The organism is Mesorhizobium denitrificans, assembly GCF_003403035.1.
In the GTDB taxonomy this organism is placed as follows: Bacteria; Pseudomonadota; Alphaproteobacteria; order Rhizobiales; family Rhizobiaceae; genus Mesorhizobium_G; species Mesorhizobium_G denitrificans.
Genome location: NZ_QURN01000029.1, coordinates 1 through 14157, shown reverse-complemented (window position 1 = coordinate 14157; position 14157 = coordinate 1). Strand labels below are relative to the sequence as shown.

At 56.4% G+C, this 14157-nt stretch carries 18 protein-coding genes and 1 tRNA gene; 11 read left to right on the top strand and 8 right to left on the bottom strand.

Annotated features, from left to right (window positions below; all coding sequences use genetic code 11):
• Positions 1 to 84 precede the first annotated feature (84 nt).
• Positions 85 to 303, bottom strand: coding sequence for a hypothetical protein (locus DY251_RS21385; RefSeq protein ID WP_147307497.1), 219 nt, complete (start codon positions 301 to 303; stop codon positions 85 to 87).
• 404 nt (positions 304 to 707) lie between these two features.
• On the opposite strand from DY251_RS21385, the gene DY251_RS20945 reads away from it, so the two are divergent.
• Both DY251_RS20945 and DY251_RS20940 read left to right on the top strand, forming a co-directional pair.
• Positions 708 to 1058: a DUF4258 domain-containing protein gene (locus DY251_RS20945; protein ID WP_137113635.1), complete on the top strand. Its 351-nt coding sequence runs from the start codon at positions 708 to 710 to the stop codon at positions 1056 to 1058.
• Positions 1055 to 1573 carry a helix-turn-helix domain-containing protein gene (locus tag DY251_RS20940; protein WP_158553304.1) on the top strand — a complete coding sequence of 173 codons (519 nt, stop codon included), beginning with the start codon at positions 1055 to 1057 and terminating at the stop codon, positions 1571 to 1573. Before DY251_RS20945 ends, DY251_RS20940 begins: the two co-directional genes overlap by 4 nt.
• Before the next feature lie 54 nt (positions 1574 to 1627).
• Here DY251_RS20940 and DY251_RS20935 read toward each other — a convergent pair whose 3' ends face one another.
• The 6 genes from DY251_RS20935 to DY251_RS20905 form a co-directional block, all read right to left on the bottom strand.
• Positions 1628 to 2014 (bottom strand): hypothetical protein, encoded by a 387-nt coding sequence (locus DY251_RS20935; protein WP_116625852.1) that lies wholly within the window; start codon positions 2012 to 2014, stop codon positions 1628 to 1630.
• Between the two features lie 99 nt (positions 2015 to 2113).
• A complete protein-coding gene (locus DY251_RS21380) occupies positions 2114 to 2611 on the bottom strand; it encodes a hypothetical protein (protein ID WP_137113634.1) in 498 nt (165 codons plus the stop codon).
• Positions 2608 to 3039 (bottom strand): hypothetical protein, encoded by a 432-nt coding sequence (locus DY251_RS20920; protein ID WP_116625849.1) that lies wholly within the window; start codon positions 3037 to 3039, stop codon positions 2608 to 2610. The genes DY251_RS21380 and DY251_RS20920 overlap by 4 nt, the downstream gene beginning before the upstream one ends.
• Positions 3040 to 3080: 41 nt before the next feature.
• Complete coding sequence (locus DY251_RS21375) at positions 3081 to 3422, bottom strand: HNH endonuclease (protein ID WP_147307495.1); 342 nt, start codon at positions 3420 to 3422, stop codon at positions 3081 to 3083.
• A 127-nt stretch (positions 3423 to 3549) separates the two neighbouring features.
• A tRNA-Val gene (locus DY251_RS20910) sits at positions 3550 to 3624 on the bottom strand.
• 57 nt (positions 3625 to 3681) lie between these two features.
• Complete coding sequence (locus DY251_RS20905; protein ID WP_116625847.1) at positions 3682 to 4377, bottom strand: HAD family hydrolase; 696 nt, start codon at positions 4375 to 4377, stop codon at positions 3682 to 3684.
• A gap of 140 nt (positions 4378 to 4517) precedes the next feature.
• On the opposite strand from DY251_RS20905, the gene rpiA reads away from it, so the two are divergent.
• On the top strand, positions 4518 to 5222 hold the full coding sequence (gene rpiA / locus DY251_RS20900; RefSeq protein WP_116625846.1) for a ribose-5-phosphate isomerase RpiA: 705 nt from the start codon (positions 4518 to 4520) through the stop codon (positions 5220 to 5222).
• 24 nt (positions 5223 to 5246) lie between these two features.
• Positions 5247 to 5801 (top strand): DUF2059 domain-containing protein, encoded by a 555-nt coding sequence (locus tag DY251_RS20895; protein ID WP_116625856.1) that lies wholly within the window; start codon positions 5247 to 5249, stop codon positions 5799 to 5801.
• Positions 5802 to 5804: 3 nt separating this feature from the next.
• On the opposite strand, the gene DY251_RS20890 is transcribed toward DY251_RS20895, so the two are convergent.
• The gene (locus DY251_RS20890; protein WP_116625845.1) at positions 5805 to 6308 is read right to left on the bottom strand and encodes a peroxiredoxin; all 504 of its coding nucleotides are present in this window, start codon (positions 6306 to 6308) and stop codon (positions 5805 to 5807) included.
• Between the two features lie 87 nt (positions 6309 to 6395).
• Between DY251_RS20890 and DY251_RS20885 the strand changes: the two genes are divergently transcribed.
• From DY251_RS20885 to DY251_RS20855, 7 genes are all read left to right on the top strand, one after another.
• Positions 6396 to 9779 (top strand): YhdP family protein, encoded by a 3384-nt coding sequence (locus tag DY251_RS20885; RefSeq protein WP_116625844.1) that lies wholly within the window; start codon positions 6396 to 6398, stop codon positions 9777 to 9779.
• 100 nt (positions 9780 to 9879) lie between these two features.
• Complete coding sequence (locus tag DY251_RS20880) at positions 9880 to 10563, top strand: response regulator (protein WP_170971363.1); 684 nt, start codon at positions 9880 to 9882, stop codon at positions 10561 to 10563.
• A gap of 126 nt (positions 10564 to 10689) precedes the next feature.
• Positions 10690 to 11724, top strand: a complete 1035-nt coding sequence (locus tag DY251_RS20875) for a cysteine synthase A (protein ID WP_116625843.1) — start codon at positions 10690 to 10692, stop codon at positions 11722 to 11724.
• Positions 11725 to 12465: an alanyl-tRNA editing protein gene (locus tag DY251_RS20870; protein WP_116625842.1), complete on the top strand. Its 741-nt coding sequence runs from the start codon at positions 11725 to 11727 to the stop codon at positions 12463 to 12465. It abuts the gene before it with no gap.
• Positions 12466 to 12478: 13 nt separating this feature from the next.
• Positions 12479 to 13321 carry a 3-mercaptopyruvate sulfurtransferase gene (gene sseA / locus DY251_RS20865; RefSeq protein WP_116625841.1) on the top strand — a complete coding sequence of 281 codons (843 nt, stop codon included), beginning with the start codon at positions 12479 to 12481 and terminating at the stop codon, positions 13319 to 13321.
• Positions 13321 to 13890: a GNAT family N-acetyltransferase gene (locus DY251_RS20860; protein ID WP_116625840.1), complete on the top strand. Its 570-nt coding sequence runs from the start codon at positions 13321 to 13323 to the stop codon at positions 13888 to 13890. The genes sseA and DY251_RS20860 overlap by 1 nt, the downstream gene beginning before the upstream one ends.
• Positions 13891 to 14064: 174 nt before the next feature.
• Positions 14065 to 14157 (top strand): GTP-binding protein (locus tag DY251_RS20855; RefSeq protein ID WP_147307454.1); only part of this gene is annotated, 93 nt, incomplete at its 3' end.

Below are 14157 nucleotides of genomic sequence, written 5' to 3'. Positions count from 1 at the left end.
TGACCGGGCGCTAATCGGCGTGCCCTTCAACGCCCCTAAACAGGGGTCCCTTTTGCGCGAAAATACGGGGTCCCAATTCCACGGTCATTGACAGCCGCTACGCGCGGTCAAACTGTTTTTCAGGCGCGCGTAGCGGCATTCCATTACCGTGGAAGCCTCATAGGTCTGCCCGTTATAGAGAACCTTCGCGATCACCCGATAACGGACAGTTGCGCCTCCGTCCTGACAGCCAGCCAAAGGGAGAGTGCAAAGTGAGCCTAGGACCGTGCGCCTGCTGATCGCCTTGCCTGTCGTCTGCTTCATCGATCGCCATTTTCGATTGCGGGATGGCCATCGTTATCGAGGAACCGTGGAAACACCGTTCGCAAATTAGCTCAAATTTGCCTCACCAAACGCAAGCGGCGAAGCGGCGCGCATTGTGCAGCGGGACCGGGAGGCGCACCTAGCGCGGATGGCGGCGGGGAGGCGATGAACAGGTCGGCCAATCGATTCAGGGAGCCGTTGCGCATCTCAACCGGGCGGGCGGCTAGGGCGATTGAAGGCCAGTGATTTTGGTACGACAACCTTGCACCACTATTACCTCTTTTGATGAATAATCACCTTATCAGATCATCCATTATTACGAAAATTTAACCTCGCTCGGCAATTGATTGTAAAGAAATACCTATCATATTGACAGGAAAGAACCTATCAATATGATAGGCATTATGTCGAAGCCAGACCGCTCCGCCGTAGTGCAGTTCAAGCCGCGCCATTCCGATCTCGAAAAAACGATAAGGAGTGTGGCGCTGGATTCGAAGAATGTTCGCTGGCGGGCGCAGGGTTACGAAACGCACTGCGAAAGTCGAATGGAATGGAGAGATATAACCGACCGCATGATGTTCGAGGTTCTGAGAACGGGCTATATAAAAGGAGATATAGAGCCAGGTCGCAAGCCCGGCGAATGGAAGGTGAAAATGGTGAAGCAGATGAAAGGCACAAGGGAGATTGGCGTTGTGACAGTCGTCATTAACTGCCAAAGGCTTTTCGTCAAAACGGTAGAATGGGAAGACCTATGAAAAATGAACAGAAGTTCTATTGTGGTGATAACGCACCGGCTGCAAAGCCGTATCACTACAAAGAATGTGGTCTTGACAACATCTACCTCATGAATGGTTATCATATTGAAGAGGAAGATGGAGAAGACTACGTTTCTATTGATTCTGCAGATGAGCTGTGGAAGGCAATTGGATTGGATCTTGTAAGAGCGAAGAAGATACTGTCCCCCAAAGAGATACGGTTTTTGCGGGGCCAGATGGAGAAGACGCAATCTGAAGTCGCTACTCTCTTAAGGGTAGATGATCAGACAGTTGCGAGGTGGGAAAAGGGAAAGGTGAAGCTTTCAGGGACGGCAGATATTGCTTTCCGTGTTCTTTTCTTGGGTTCGCGAGTTGCTCAGCCGGAAGGATCTGAGATCCTCGCACGGTGGCTGGAAACAGTGAGAAAGCTTATCGAGCGGGATGCCCCAGCAAGTGACGATTTGCTGTTTGTCCAGCACGGCGACACTTGGGAGATGCAACGGCTATACGGTTAAATGGTTGACGGGGGCGAAAGCCCCCGTTTTTCAAGAGGTGTCGCAAGGGACCGGCTAAATTAGAGCGGCGACGATAATCCATCCAAAAAACATTGCGAGATACACCAGCGGCCAGAAATACCACGGCCTTCGTCTGCGCATACCTGTCTCTCGCGGTAACAAGTTGCCCGCGACTATCAGCGCTCTGTGTCCTCGGTCCGCGAAGGTGCCACCATTCCTTCCTTTGGTTTCCTCGATTGGGTCATAAAGCGATCCGTCGGAGTGTCGCGCGAAATTACCATGCCTATCCATAACAGCGGCATAGCTTCCCGGCTCGTTCTTGCGGATCGAAATCGCTCGCGGCATCGATGCACCGGTGAAATTGTCGCGGAAGACCACAATAGTTTCCCCATCGGCGTCTTCCAGTAGAACCAGCCACGGCGGTCCTAGTTCTAGCCCCATTTGATATCCCCTCAAGCGAGCCTAACGTGCCTATGATCGCTTGCCATCGCCCAAAAGAAAAGGCCGGTTGCCCGGCCTCTCTAAGCGTTGTGGGAGAGATCAGAGCGGCGGGCCTTGGTACAGGCCGATCACCATGCCCATAAGGCAATCGCAGAGGTGATCATAGCTTTTGCCCTCTGTCTCGTAGGGGCCTTCTGTCCAACCGCCCACGGCGTTGTGTGCCTCGATCAACATGCAGTTCTTTTCGATGTCGCTTAGCCTTGTACCTTCTAATGTAGCCATGAAGGTACGTATCTCGGCATTTCGAACTGAACCGACATGCCAGTTTTTTGTGCCAGGCTCCTTGTTCAGGCAGCGAGCAGGCCGCAAGCTGGCGAGACAGATGCGTTCATGCCTTCGATGAGGGCCGAACTTGATTACAAACAGTTCTCCGACGACTGGCCTGCGCTGTCCCGCATCAACAACTGCCCACTCTCCAGGGCGAATATGCGGGTGACTGCTGTTGTCGCTGCATAGCCAAGCAAAGCAGCCTTGTGGAAGTCGATCGAATATGGGAAGCGCTCGATATTCGGGTTCTGGAAGGGCAAGGGCGCTCATGCCACAACTCCTGCGTGGCGGAACATGCCGTCTCGGTCGATTAACTGTTTGGTATGATGAATTTGAAGGCTGCGTGTTTCACCGCCTTTGTAGTGAAGTCCGCAGGCGAAAATGACGGCTGTCTCAGCACCATCCCCTAGCGCCAAACGCTCCAACTCTCTCATGTGCCAGATCGCTTGCTCGTGCGGCGTCTTGGGGCGACGGGCATTCATATTCTCAAACATAACGGGTAGGTTATGGTGCGAGGCAGGAAAGACATGTGCCTGCCAAAGCGCGGGTTTACTCGCCCGGGTCGATAGATCTGCCATCCAATCGTCCATAGCATGGGACAATTCTTCTGCCAGTCGGTTCACCCGCTCGACCGGCGATTCCTTCTGTTCGACCGCTTCCGCTACAAATGGCGTTGCAACCACAGCGCTGACCGCCATCGCAGGCGGGACGCTTCTCAAGAATAGGCGACGTGAAATGCTCATGCACTTTCTCCTTCAGGTTTGATGACATACCTGCCGCGCTTCCAGTCGAAGCGGGCATTCTCTGGCTTCCAGCGGCTTTTAGGCTTGCCAGCACGTGATTGCCGCTTGGCCTTGGTGATGCGGCTGATGTCGTCGCGGGTCTTCTCGACGGCGCATGCGTAGTGCGCAGGGGCGCAATTGGTGTTGAGGTCTGGACCGAGCAAACCGAGCGCGCGGACGTGTTCAACGATCCAACGGTCTCTTTGCTTGTGAATGGGTTGCCCACAGACGCAGCAGGGCGCGATGGTTGGCGCTGTCGCATGTTCGCTGAAGATGTGGGCGCGGCGCTTGGCGCTCATGCGCAGGCGGGGAGTGGCAGGGATCATAGGGCCAACCCCGCCGCAAAATGTCCAATCCCGTTCACCCATGCTTTCCATGAATTTTTCATGGATGGCGAGGCGAGGGGACTTAAGTGATTGATTTCTTTGGTGGGCGATGCAGGGATTGAACCTGCGACCCCACCCGTGTGAAGGGTGTGCTCTCCCGCTGAGCTAATCGCCCGTCAGGGGCGAATGCGCCCCGGAACCGGCGGCATATAAGGTGTCGGCTTTCGACAAGTCAAGGACGCCGCTCACCATTTCCCGCGGCAATCAGTCGTTCCGCCATTTCAACGGTCAGTTCATTGTAATGCGAGATCACCACTGAAGGCTCAAACACCTTCACATGTTGATCGGTGTATCCAAAATCAACGGCAATGACCGGTATGCCAGCGGCTTTCGCAGTATCAATGTCGGTGCGTGAATCACCCACCATCAATGCGCGCGACGGATCGCCGTTCGCCATCTCGATTGTTTCGAGCAGATGCCGGGGGTCCGGTTTGCAATGCAAGAATGTATCAACGCCGCAAATAGCGCTGAATCGCTCACGAAGCTGCAGCCCTTCGATCAATTTCAGGGCCAATGCTTCGGTCTTGTTCGTGCAGATCGCCAGTAAATACCCTTCCGCGCTAAGCCGGTCGAGTGCATCGAGTACGCCTGGAAATGGCAGTGATTTGCCGGGAATATTGCCCGCATAATGATCAAGGAAGACGCGATACATCCGCTCAAGCGCCTCCGGTGTCAGCGCGCGGTTTTGTGCGCGGTGCGCTGTTTCAATCATCACTCTGCCGCCGGAACCGAGCGCGCGCCCAAAACCTTCCGCACCAACGATATCCAAACCGTCGCCCGCAAGGCTGTGGTTCAGCGCGTCCAGCAAATCAGGCGCTGTGTGGATCAGCGTTCCGTCCAAATCAAAAACTGCAATCTTCCGGCCCATATTCCGCAAACTCCGTATCTCATGCAGCGATTAGCGTGCGCCAAAGCGCCGTACAAGCTGAATAAAGGCAGAATTCCTTTGCCCTGACGTCGAAAAATGGTACGAGCGCGACCATTCGCAATACCGGAATAAATTCGCTTATGGACGCAAAGGCCCTGAAGATTGAAGCCGCTCGGGCGGCTCTCGGATATGTCGAGGACGGAATGCGTCTCGGCATTGGGACGGGTTCTACGGCAGAGGAATTCGTGCGCCTTCTCGCCGTCCGCGTGGAAAAGGGGTTGAAGGTCATCGGCGTTTCAACATCCGAACGGACTGAGGCGCTCTGCCGCGAACTTGGCGTGCCTATGTCCACGCTCGATGAAACGCCGGAACTCGACCTTACCATCGACGGCGCAGACGAGATTGACCCAGAACTGTCGTTAATCAAGGGCGGCGGCGGGGCGCTGCTGCGCGAAAAGATCGTGGCCTTCGCGTCTGCGCGCATGATCGTGATTGCAGACAAGTCCAAAGTCGTGAAACATCTCGGCGCGTTCGCCTTGCCAATCGAGGTCAATCGCTTCGGTTTGAAAGCGACTATGGAAGAGATTCGTCGCGAATCTGAAAGTCTCGGCCTTTCGGGACCGCTTGTCCTGCGCATCAAGGACGGCCATCCGTTTGTAACGGATGGTGGACATTTGATCGTCGATGCATCTTTTGGCCGCATTCCCGATACAAGAGCCCTCTCGCGCGCGTTGCACGACGTGCCGGGGGTTGTGGAGCATGGGTTGTTCATTGGGCTCGCTGATCTTGCGATCGTCGCGGGCAGCAACGGCATCGAAACACTTCATCCTGTCGATGCATCGTAGGATTTTCAAGGAGTTATGACCGATATGACTTTGCTTTCGTTTGCCCGCGCCGCCTTGCTTTCGGGCGCTATGGTTGCTCTGGCGCTTCCGGCATCGGCGCAGGATATCTCCGAATCGCATCTGAAAGCGGCGCGCGATGCGGTTACCGCCATTCAGGCAACTGCGATGTACGACAACATTCTTCCGCAGGCAGCTTTTGCGCTTAAGCAGGAGCTGATCCAGCAGAACCCGGACATGCAGGAAGTCATCAGCAAGACAGTCGACGAGCAGGCTTTGAAGCTTGTGACTCGCCGCACCGACCTGGAGCGTGAGGCTGCGCAGGTTTACGCGAAGGCCATGTCCGAAGAAGATCTGCGTAACATCGCAAACTTCTACAATTCTGAAACGGGCAAGAAGCTGCTCGAAACAGCTCCGATCGTAACGCGCGAAGTCATCAAGGCGGCCGACATCTGGCAGCGTGGCGTTGCGCGTGATCTGGCGCAGGCAGTTGGCACGCAGTTGCAGGAGCTCGACAAGGCCGCAGGCAAGACAGCGCCCGCGCAGCCAGCCCCGGCAGAGGGCGAACAGCCGCAGAACTAAGGTCTATTTCTGCTTGGCATGATTGAGGTCATCAAGGCGTTTGATGACCTCGTCCACATGTCCCTTCAGGCGAACCTTGCGCCAAAGCGCTGCGATCCGGCCGTCCCGGTCGATAAGAAATGTCGAGCGATCGACGCCCATATGCACATGGCCGAACGTGGTTTTCTCCATCCAAAGGCCGTAAGCGTTGATCGCTGAGCGCTGCTCGTCCGAGATGAGTTCAATGGCGAGGCCATGCTTCGCTTTAAAGTTCTCATGGCGCTTCATACTGTCGGGCGAAATTCCGAATATCGTAGCTCCAGCGGCCCGCAACCGGGATGCGGCTTCAGAGAATGCGATTGCTTCCGCTGTGCAGGTTTGGCTGCCATCCTGCGGATAGAAAAACAGAACGATGGGTGCGCCTCTCAATGCTGACAAACGAACATGTTTTCCATTGGTCGCGGGCAGATCAAAGTCGGGAGCAAGGTCGTTCGTAGCGAGTTCGCGTTTGGGCTGTGTGGTGTTCAAGATGCGCTATCCAATACTTCACTTTTCGCGGCTAAGCGGAACCGCTAAAGCTATTAACACGAATCGTTCGCCGGCAAGGATGAGCCGTTGACGGATCAGGCAGAAAAACACGACGAAGCACACGAGAAAATTCGCTTCCGCAAGGAAGAGATCGTCGATCTTTCTATTATGCCTTCCGCAGAGGGCATTCCGTTCACCGCAAAGCGCCTGCCGAGTCGCAACAAGGTGCGGCGCTGGGTTGTCAGGATTGCCGCAATTGCGGTCGCGCTGGTGCTCGGTTTTCTCGCCTTTCTGCAATTGCTCGGGATTTCAGGTTTTGGCGCGCAACGCCTTACCGAAATTGCACAGACGGAGCTGCGCGGTTTCTTCGGGCCGAACATCGATGCCGCGATTGGTCACGCGCGGTTCTCTGTTCAGGGCCCCGGTACTCTCACGCTTGATCTCTCGGACGTAAAGATCGCCAAGGGCGGCTCGGATGATGTTGCCGTTGGTGCTGAAACATTGCGCTTGCGGCTGAACACATGGTCGCTGCTCATCGGCAAGCCACGCGTGTCCGGCGTAAGGTTGGAAAACGCGCATGTTCTCCTTGGCGCAATGCCGGGCCAAAGCAATGCTTCCTGGCTGAACGGATTGATCAATGCGGATGGACTGCTGGATCCCGACAAGGTCGTGCAATTTGCGTTCGACACCGCAGACAATGCCTCGCGCGTGTTCGCCACAGGTGTCGCCCCGGAAGTCGAAATCAGCAAAGTCAGATTTGAGTTGCCGGAAGGCTTGCCAACCCGCGAAATTGCCGTCGAAAGCGCAACATTCAGCAGGGAGTCGGATGGCGTCATGCTGCGCGGGGTGGCCGCTGCGGACGGTCATAACACTGAATTTGATGCGCAGATCACATCCAACCCGCAGGATGGTGCGGCTGATAAATTCATGTTCGCATTCAGCACAGAGCGGCAAGATGCAGAAATTAAAAGCGTTTCGCTCGGCAAGTCGACCGTTTCGCTGAAAGGTCAGCGCGCCGTTGGTGATCAGCCAGAAAAGCTGGAGGCGATTATTACGGGTGATGGGCTTTCGGTCGATCTCGGCACCCGCGGCGTGCTTGCTGGAAAGCTCGATATTCTCGCGACGCTCGCAGCCGGAACCGGCAAGCTGGAATTTGACCGCTTCAATGCAAATATCGGCAATTCGAGCTTCAAGATGTCGGGCGCAATTGGTCCGCAGCCGCCACAGCAGGGCAAGCCGTCTGCCTATCGCTTTGAGCTTGTAAGCCCGGATTCGACATTGGCGCCTACGGATTCCGATGAGCCGCCAATGCAGCTTTCCCTCACACTCGGCGGCAATTATTCGCCGGGTAACAAGCTCATAAGCGTCGACAATATTGGAATTTCGAGCGCAAGTGGTCGCGCGTTTGGCAACGCTTCGCTGCAACTGGCTGACGGACCCCCCGGCATTGAGCTTGCGCTTGATGTCGCGGGCATGTCGGTGTCGCATGTCAAGCAATTGTGGCCGTGGTTCTCCGCCGGTTCGGCGCGCCGTTGGGTCAACGAAAACCTGTTCGGCGGAACGGTGCCGTCTGGCTCCATCCGGTTCGCTGTTGTGCCGGGCCGACTGGGCAATGGGCAAAAGCTCAATCAGGATGAAGTGTCGGGGCATTTTCAGGTGTCGCAAACCCGCTTTGACATTGTCGGTCTGTTGCCGCCTGTTCGCGATGCGGATGGCACGGTTAGCTTTGCCGGGGACGATGTCGATATAACGCTGCAGACCGGCAAGGTTTTTCTGTCAGATGGTAAAACCGTGTCGGCAAGCGAAGGGACCCTGACGATTGACGATGCGGGCAAAAAGCCGGTGATCGGCGATCTTCAGATCAAAATCGCAGGTGACGCCTCGGCTGTTGCGGAACTTGCTTCGCTGGAACCCATCAACGCGATGAAGAATACAGGCATCGCGCCTGCATCCTTGTCCGGCGCAGTCGATGGAATGATCAGCGCGAAAATTCCAATGCATAAGGGCATAGATAAGTCGCTCTTGAATTGGGATGTCGATCTGAACTTCAAGAACCTCGCTGTCGCGCAGAAGGTTGAAGGTCAGACGATAAACGGCGCGAACGGCACGATCGCGCTCGACAAGGAAAAGGCCATAATAACGGCGAAGGCTAGTCTGAATGGCCTGCCCGCGGAGCTAACGCTGACCGAGCCAATCGGTGGCAGCGATGTTGCCCGCGACCGCGACATAACACTGGTCATCGATGAGGACGCGCAGGAAAAGCTTTCGCCGGGGCTGGACGAATTTATCGCGGGCACGATCAAGCTTGATGTTGTCGGGAGCGAAAACAATCGCCGCCGATTGGAAGCGGATTTGACCGGCGCGAAGCTCAATCTCCCAATGGTGGGCTGGACCAAGGGCGAAGGCATTCCGGCCAAGTTGGCTTTCAACATCGAGACAGGCGACAACGGCATCAACATCTCAAACTTCGATCTTTCCGGCGCGACCTTTGGCATTGAAGGCGATATGAGCGTCGCTGATGGCGGCTTGCGCTCTGCCAAGTTCAGCCGTTTCCAACTCACGCGTGACGACAATGTCTCGGTTTCGCTCCAGCGCTCCGGCAAAGGCTATACCGTGAATGTCAGCGGCCAATCACTGGACGCCCGCGCTCTAATCCGCCGCGCTGTCAGCGATGATAAAAAGACCGGATCAAGCAGCACTTCCACGCCGATATCACTTAAGGCCAATGTCGATCACGTCACGGGATTCAACGACGCCAGTCTGAACGGCGTTTCTTTGGCATACTCGGCTGCGGGCGGCGTCACAGGTCTGTCGCTCGATGCGACCACCGATGGCGGCAAGGCCGTGAAGGTAACGAACTCGCCGGACGGGGCAGGGCGGCGCTTCCGGCTCACGGCGGATGACACCGGTTCGCTGCTGCGATTCCTCAATGTTTATGGCCGAATGCAGGGCGGGGCGATTGCGCTATCGATGGCAGCAAGCGGCGGCAGCTATGCCGGACAGATGGATCTGCGCAACTTTTATATTGTGAACGAACCCAAGCTCGGCTCTATCGTATCGTCTGCGCCGCAGGGCGGAAATCGCAGTTTGAACGAAACGGTACAAGGTAGAATCGATACATCCCGCGTCCAGTTCGAGCGCGGTTATGCCGAGATCGAAAAAGGTCCGTCTTATTTGCGCGTCGCCAATGGTGTGCTGCGCGGTCCAACGGTTGGCGCGACCTTCCGCGGCACGGTTTTCGATGAGAATGGTCAGACCGATTTGAACGGCACCTTTATGCCAGCTTATGGGCTCAATCGCATCTTTGGCGAGTTGCCATTGATTGGCGAAATCCTGGGGAATGGCCGGGATCGGGGGTTGATTGGCGTGACTTACAAGCTCACAGGCGATTTCAATTCACCTCGCCTGCAGATCAATCCGCTGTCGGTTATTGCGCCAGGCATTTTCCGTAGCATCTTTGAGTTCCAATAGCGCGCGGTCGCCTATAGTATTTGGTCATGGAAGTTTTCTATCCCAATCATATTCTTCGTTCACCGCGAGCATGCGGCCATCGGCAATCGGATTGCAGACCATGAGCGCGGCCAGCGAACGTGTCCGTTTTTTGATCATCGACGATCATCCGCTTTTTCGCGATGCGCTGCACGGTGCGGTGCGGGTCGCATATCCCGACGTCGAGACGGTCGAGGCCAAATCCATCGGTGAGGCGCTGGAGGTTTTGGGCGAAAGCAGCAGCTTCGATCTGTGCCTGCTCGACCTGAACATGCCGGATGTGCAGGGCTTCGAGGGGTTGCTTCAATTGCGCACGCGTCACCCCAGCTTGCCGGTGGTCGTTGTGTCGGGACATGAAGAGCCGCGCATCATCTCGGAGGCGCTGTCCTACGGTGCTGCGGGCTTCATTCCGAAATCTGTGCGCAAAACTGATCTGGCCAATGCCATCCGCTCGGTTATGCAGGGGGAAATTCACGTCCCCGAAAACTACCGGCCACAGCCAGCGGATGCGGAGCGCGATGATCGCGCCAAGATGGTGCAGCGTCTGGCAACGCTCACGCCGCAGCAGCTTCGCGTTTTGCAAATGTTGCGGCAGGGCCTGCTCAACAAGCAGATCGCCTATGAGCTTCAAGTGGGTGAAACCACTGTTAAGGCCCATGTTTCGGAGATTTTGCGCAAGCTGAATGTCTATAGCCGTACGCAGGCGGTCATCGAAGTTTCTAAACTCGACAATGCGGAATTGTTTCGAGAACAAGCGCCGTTCTGATTTTCGCCCGCAGGCTAAAACCATTTACCGTGGTCGCGCAGGCTGGCAGCAAATCATACCTTGCAAGGATTGAGCCCGATTCATACGGTCCCGCGCAATTCTGAAGGACAACAGGTTTTCACTGCAATGTTTGAATCCGTAATCGACGCCATCGGCAACACGCCACTCATCAAGCTTCGTCGCGCATCTGAGGAAACGGGTTGCGAAATTCTTGGCAAGGCCGAGTTCATGAATCCCGGCCAGTCCGTGAAGGATCGCGCGGGGCTGTTCATCATCCGCGATGCCGAGGCCAAAGGGCTGCTTAGACCGGGCGGCGTTATCGTCGAGGGCACTGCTGGCAACACGGGAATCGGCCTAACTGTCGTCGCCAAGGCGCTCGGCTACCGCACCGTGATCGTGATTCCTGAAACGCAGAGCCAGGAAAAGAAGGACGCTCTGCGCCTGCTCGGTGCCGAACTGATCGAAGTGCCCGCGGTGCCTTACAAAAACCCAAACAACTACGTGAAGGTTTCGGGTCGGCTTGCCGAACAACTCGCACGCACCGAAGCCAACGGAGCCATCTGGGCTAACCAATTTGACAATGTCGCGAACCGCGACGGCCATGTGCGAACCACTGCGCCGGAAATCTGGCAGCAAACCAATGGCAAGATCGATGGTTTTGTTTCGGCGGTTGGCACAGGCGGCACGCTGGCGGGCATAGCCGAAGGGCTGCGCGCGAAGGACAAAAGCGTCAAAATCGCGCTGGCTGATCCGCTTGGGGCGGCGCTCTATAGCTACTATACCGAGGGTACACTGAAGTCTGAGGGCAGTTCCATCACTGAGGGCATAGGGCAGGGGCGCATCACCGCCAATCTGGAAGGCTTCACACCTGACTTCTCGTTCCAGATCGACGATGCCGAAGCGCTGCCGATCCTGTTTGATCTCGTGCAGGAGGAAGGGTTGTGCCTCGGCGGATCGACCGGCATCAATATAGCCGGAGCAATTCGGCTCGCGCGCGAACTTGGCCCCGGCCATCGCATTGTCACCGTGCTTTGCGATTACGGCACGCGTTACCAGTCGAAGCTGTTCAATCCTGAATTTCTTCGCGCGAAGGGCTTGCCCATACCGGCTTGGATGGACCAAAAGACCTCTATCAAGGTGCCTTTTGAAGAGGTGGTGTAAGTGGCATGGCGGACAGAAGCGGTTTTTCGGGACGACGCATATCTCACCGAGAATGAGGCCCAAGTCGTCGCGATCAATGAGCGCGGCGGCATAATTCTCGACCGAACGATTTTCTATGCAACATCGGGCGGACAGCCCGGCGACATTGGCAAATTCGTTCGCCCGGATGGCTCCGACATCGCCATCGCCGCCACCGTAACTGGCGAAACGAAAGAAGAAATCATCCACGTTCCGGCGGCTGGCGCAGTCTTGCCGGAGGTCGGCGAAACACTGAAACTCGCAATCGACTGGCCGCGTCGATACAGGCTCATGAAGATGCATACGGCCTGCCATCTTCTGTCGGTCATCTATCCTTTCCCCATCACGGGCGCTGCCGTCTCCGAGGATGATTCTCGCGTCGATTTCGATTTGTCGGAAGGGGACTACAGCAAGGAAGACGCCACGACGCGCCTTATGGAGATGGTCGCGGCGAACTATCCGGTGTTCACGCGCTGGATCACGGAAGATGAGCTTGCTGCGAATCCCGGTTTGGTGAAATCAAAGAACGTCCGTCCGCCGTCTGGCACCGGCCGCATAAGGCTCGTTTGCATTGGCGACAATGCGACAATCGACAGCCAGCCCTGCGGCGGAACGCATGTTGCCGCCACTGGTGAGATCGGCCAAATACACATCGGCAAAATCGAAAAGAAGGGGCGCGAAAACCGTCGCTTCCGCATCCGTTTTGGTGCAATGCCCGCCTGAAAAGGAAAAACCAATGACCGATAATCCGGCTTTTGTAAGCGCTGATTGGCTAGAGAAACACCTCGGCGAACCCGGCTTGAAAATCGTTGATGGGGCTTGGTATCTGCCTGCGCAGAACCGAAACGCGCGCGCAGAGTATGATGCGGGACATATTCCCGGCGCGGTATTCTTCGATCACGACTCGACCGTCGAACCCGGTTCCAATCTTCCCCACACACTGCCATCGGCCGAAAACTTCGCGCGCTTTGCAGGCTCAATGGGCATCGCGGAGACAGACACGATCGTCGTCTATGATGGCTTTGGCCTGTTTTCGGCTCCGCGCACTCGCTGGCTGTTTCGGGTGATGGGTGCGGAAAAAGTGTTCATCCTCGCTGGCGGATTGGATGGTTGGAAAAAGGAAGGTCGGCCTTTAACAGCCGAGCCCACCAAAATCGCTCCAAACCTCTTCAAGGCCAAGCTTAAGGCGGAACGCGTCGCAACGTTGAATGACATGCGCGAGATTGTGAATTCCGGCTCCGCGCAGATCGCCGATGCGCGTCCGGCTGGCCGCTTCAAGGGAGTTGACCCCGAACCGAGGCCCGGCCTGCGGGGCGGACATATGCCCGGCGCAACGAACATTGCCTTTTCGAACTTTTCGCGGGAAGGCCACATGATTGGCAAGGATGAGCTGAAAGCGCTGCTTGAAGAGTCGGGGCTGGATCTCTCGAAGCCGGTCGTAACCTCGTGTGGTTCGGGTGTTTCGGCGTCGATCATCTCGCTTGCACTCGAAACTGTCGGCCACAAGGACAACCGTCTTTATGATGGCTCCTGGGCGGAGTGGGGCAGCCTGCCGGATACCCCGGTGGTCAAGGACTGATGAAGTCTGCTCGCAAGTCCCTCGACCCGATTCCGGTAACAATCACGCATCTGGAGATGTTTGCGCCGCTGGCGCATTATCCGCCTTTGCCGCTTGGCCAAAACGTCGCGCTGCTGTCCGCGCAGGCCATGCCGCGTCATTTCTATCGCTATCTCATGGATCGCGTTGGGCGGCAGTGGCAATGGGTCGACAGGCTCGCGCTTGCAGACGAAGAGCTTGACGCCCAGCTTGCGCAGCCAAGCCGCATCATCACGGTGCTATATCTTGACGGTGCGCCAGCCGGTTTCTTTGAGATTGCGCCGCTTGGGGATGGTCGCGCCGAGCTTGCTTATTTCGGCATGATGCCGCACGCGACGGGTCGTGGTCTTGGGCGCTGGTTTTTGGGAGCGGCCATAGCCGCCGCATGGTCAAGCAATCCATCATCCGTAATCGTGCAAACTTGCACGCTGGACCATCCAGCGGCGCTTTCCCTTTATCAAAAGCTGGGCTTTGGCCCGGTCGGGCAATCGCAGGGAACTGTCCAGCCCCTCACACCCGCGCAACGCAGCGCCTCCGTCATGCGTGATTAGCCGTCCACCGGAATTGAATTTTGCCTGTCGCAACCTATATTCACCTTAACTAATACGGTGTGGCGCTATACACATGGTCGAAGACTTGCCGAAAGAGCTTGTCTTTTTAGCCCTTTGTCGCTAATCGCCCCGCATCGCTGAAAAACCGGCAACGGCTGCCCAAGGAAAGAGACGATGGCAAAAGGTAAATTTGAGCGTAACAAGCCTCATGTGAACGTTGGCACGATTGGTCACGTTGACCATGGCAAGACGTCGTTGACGGCGGCG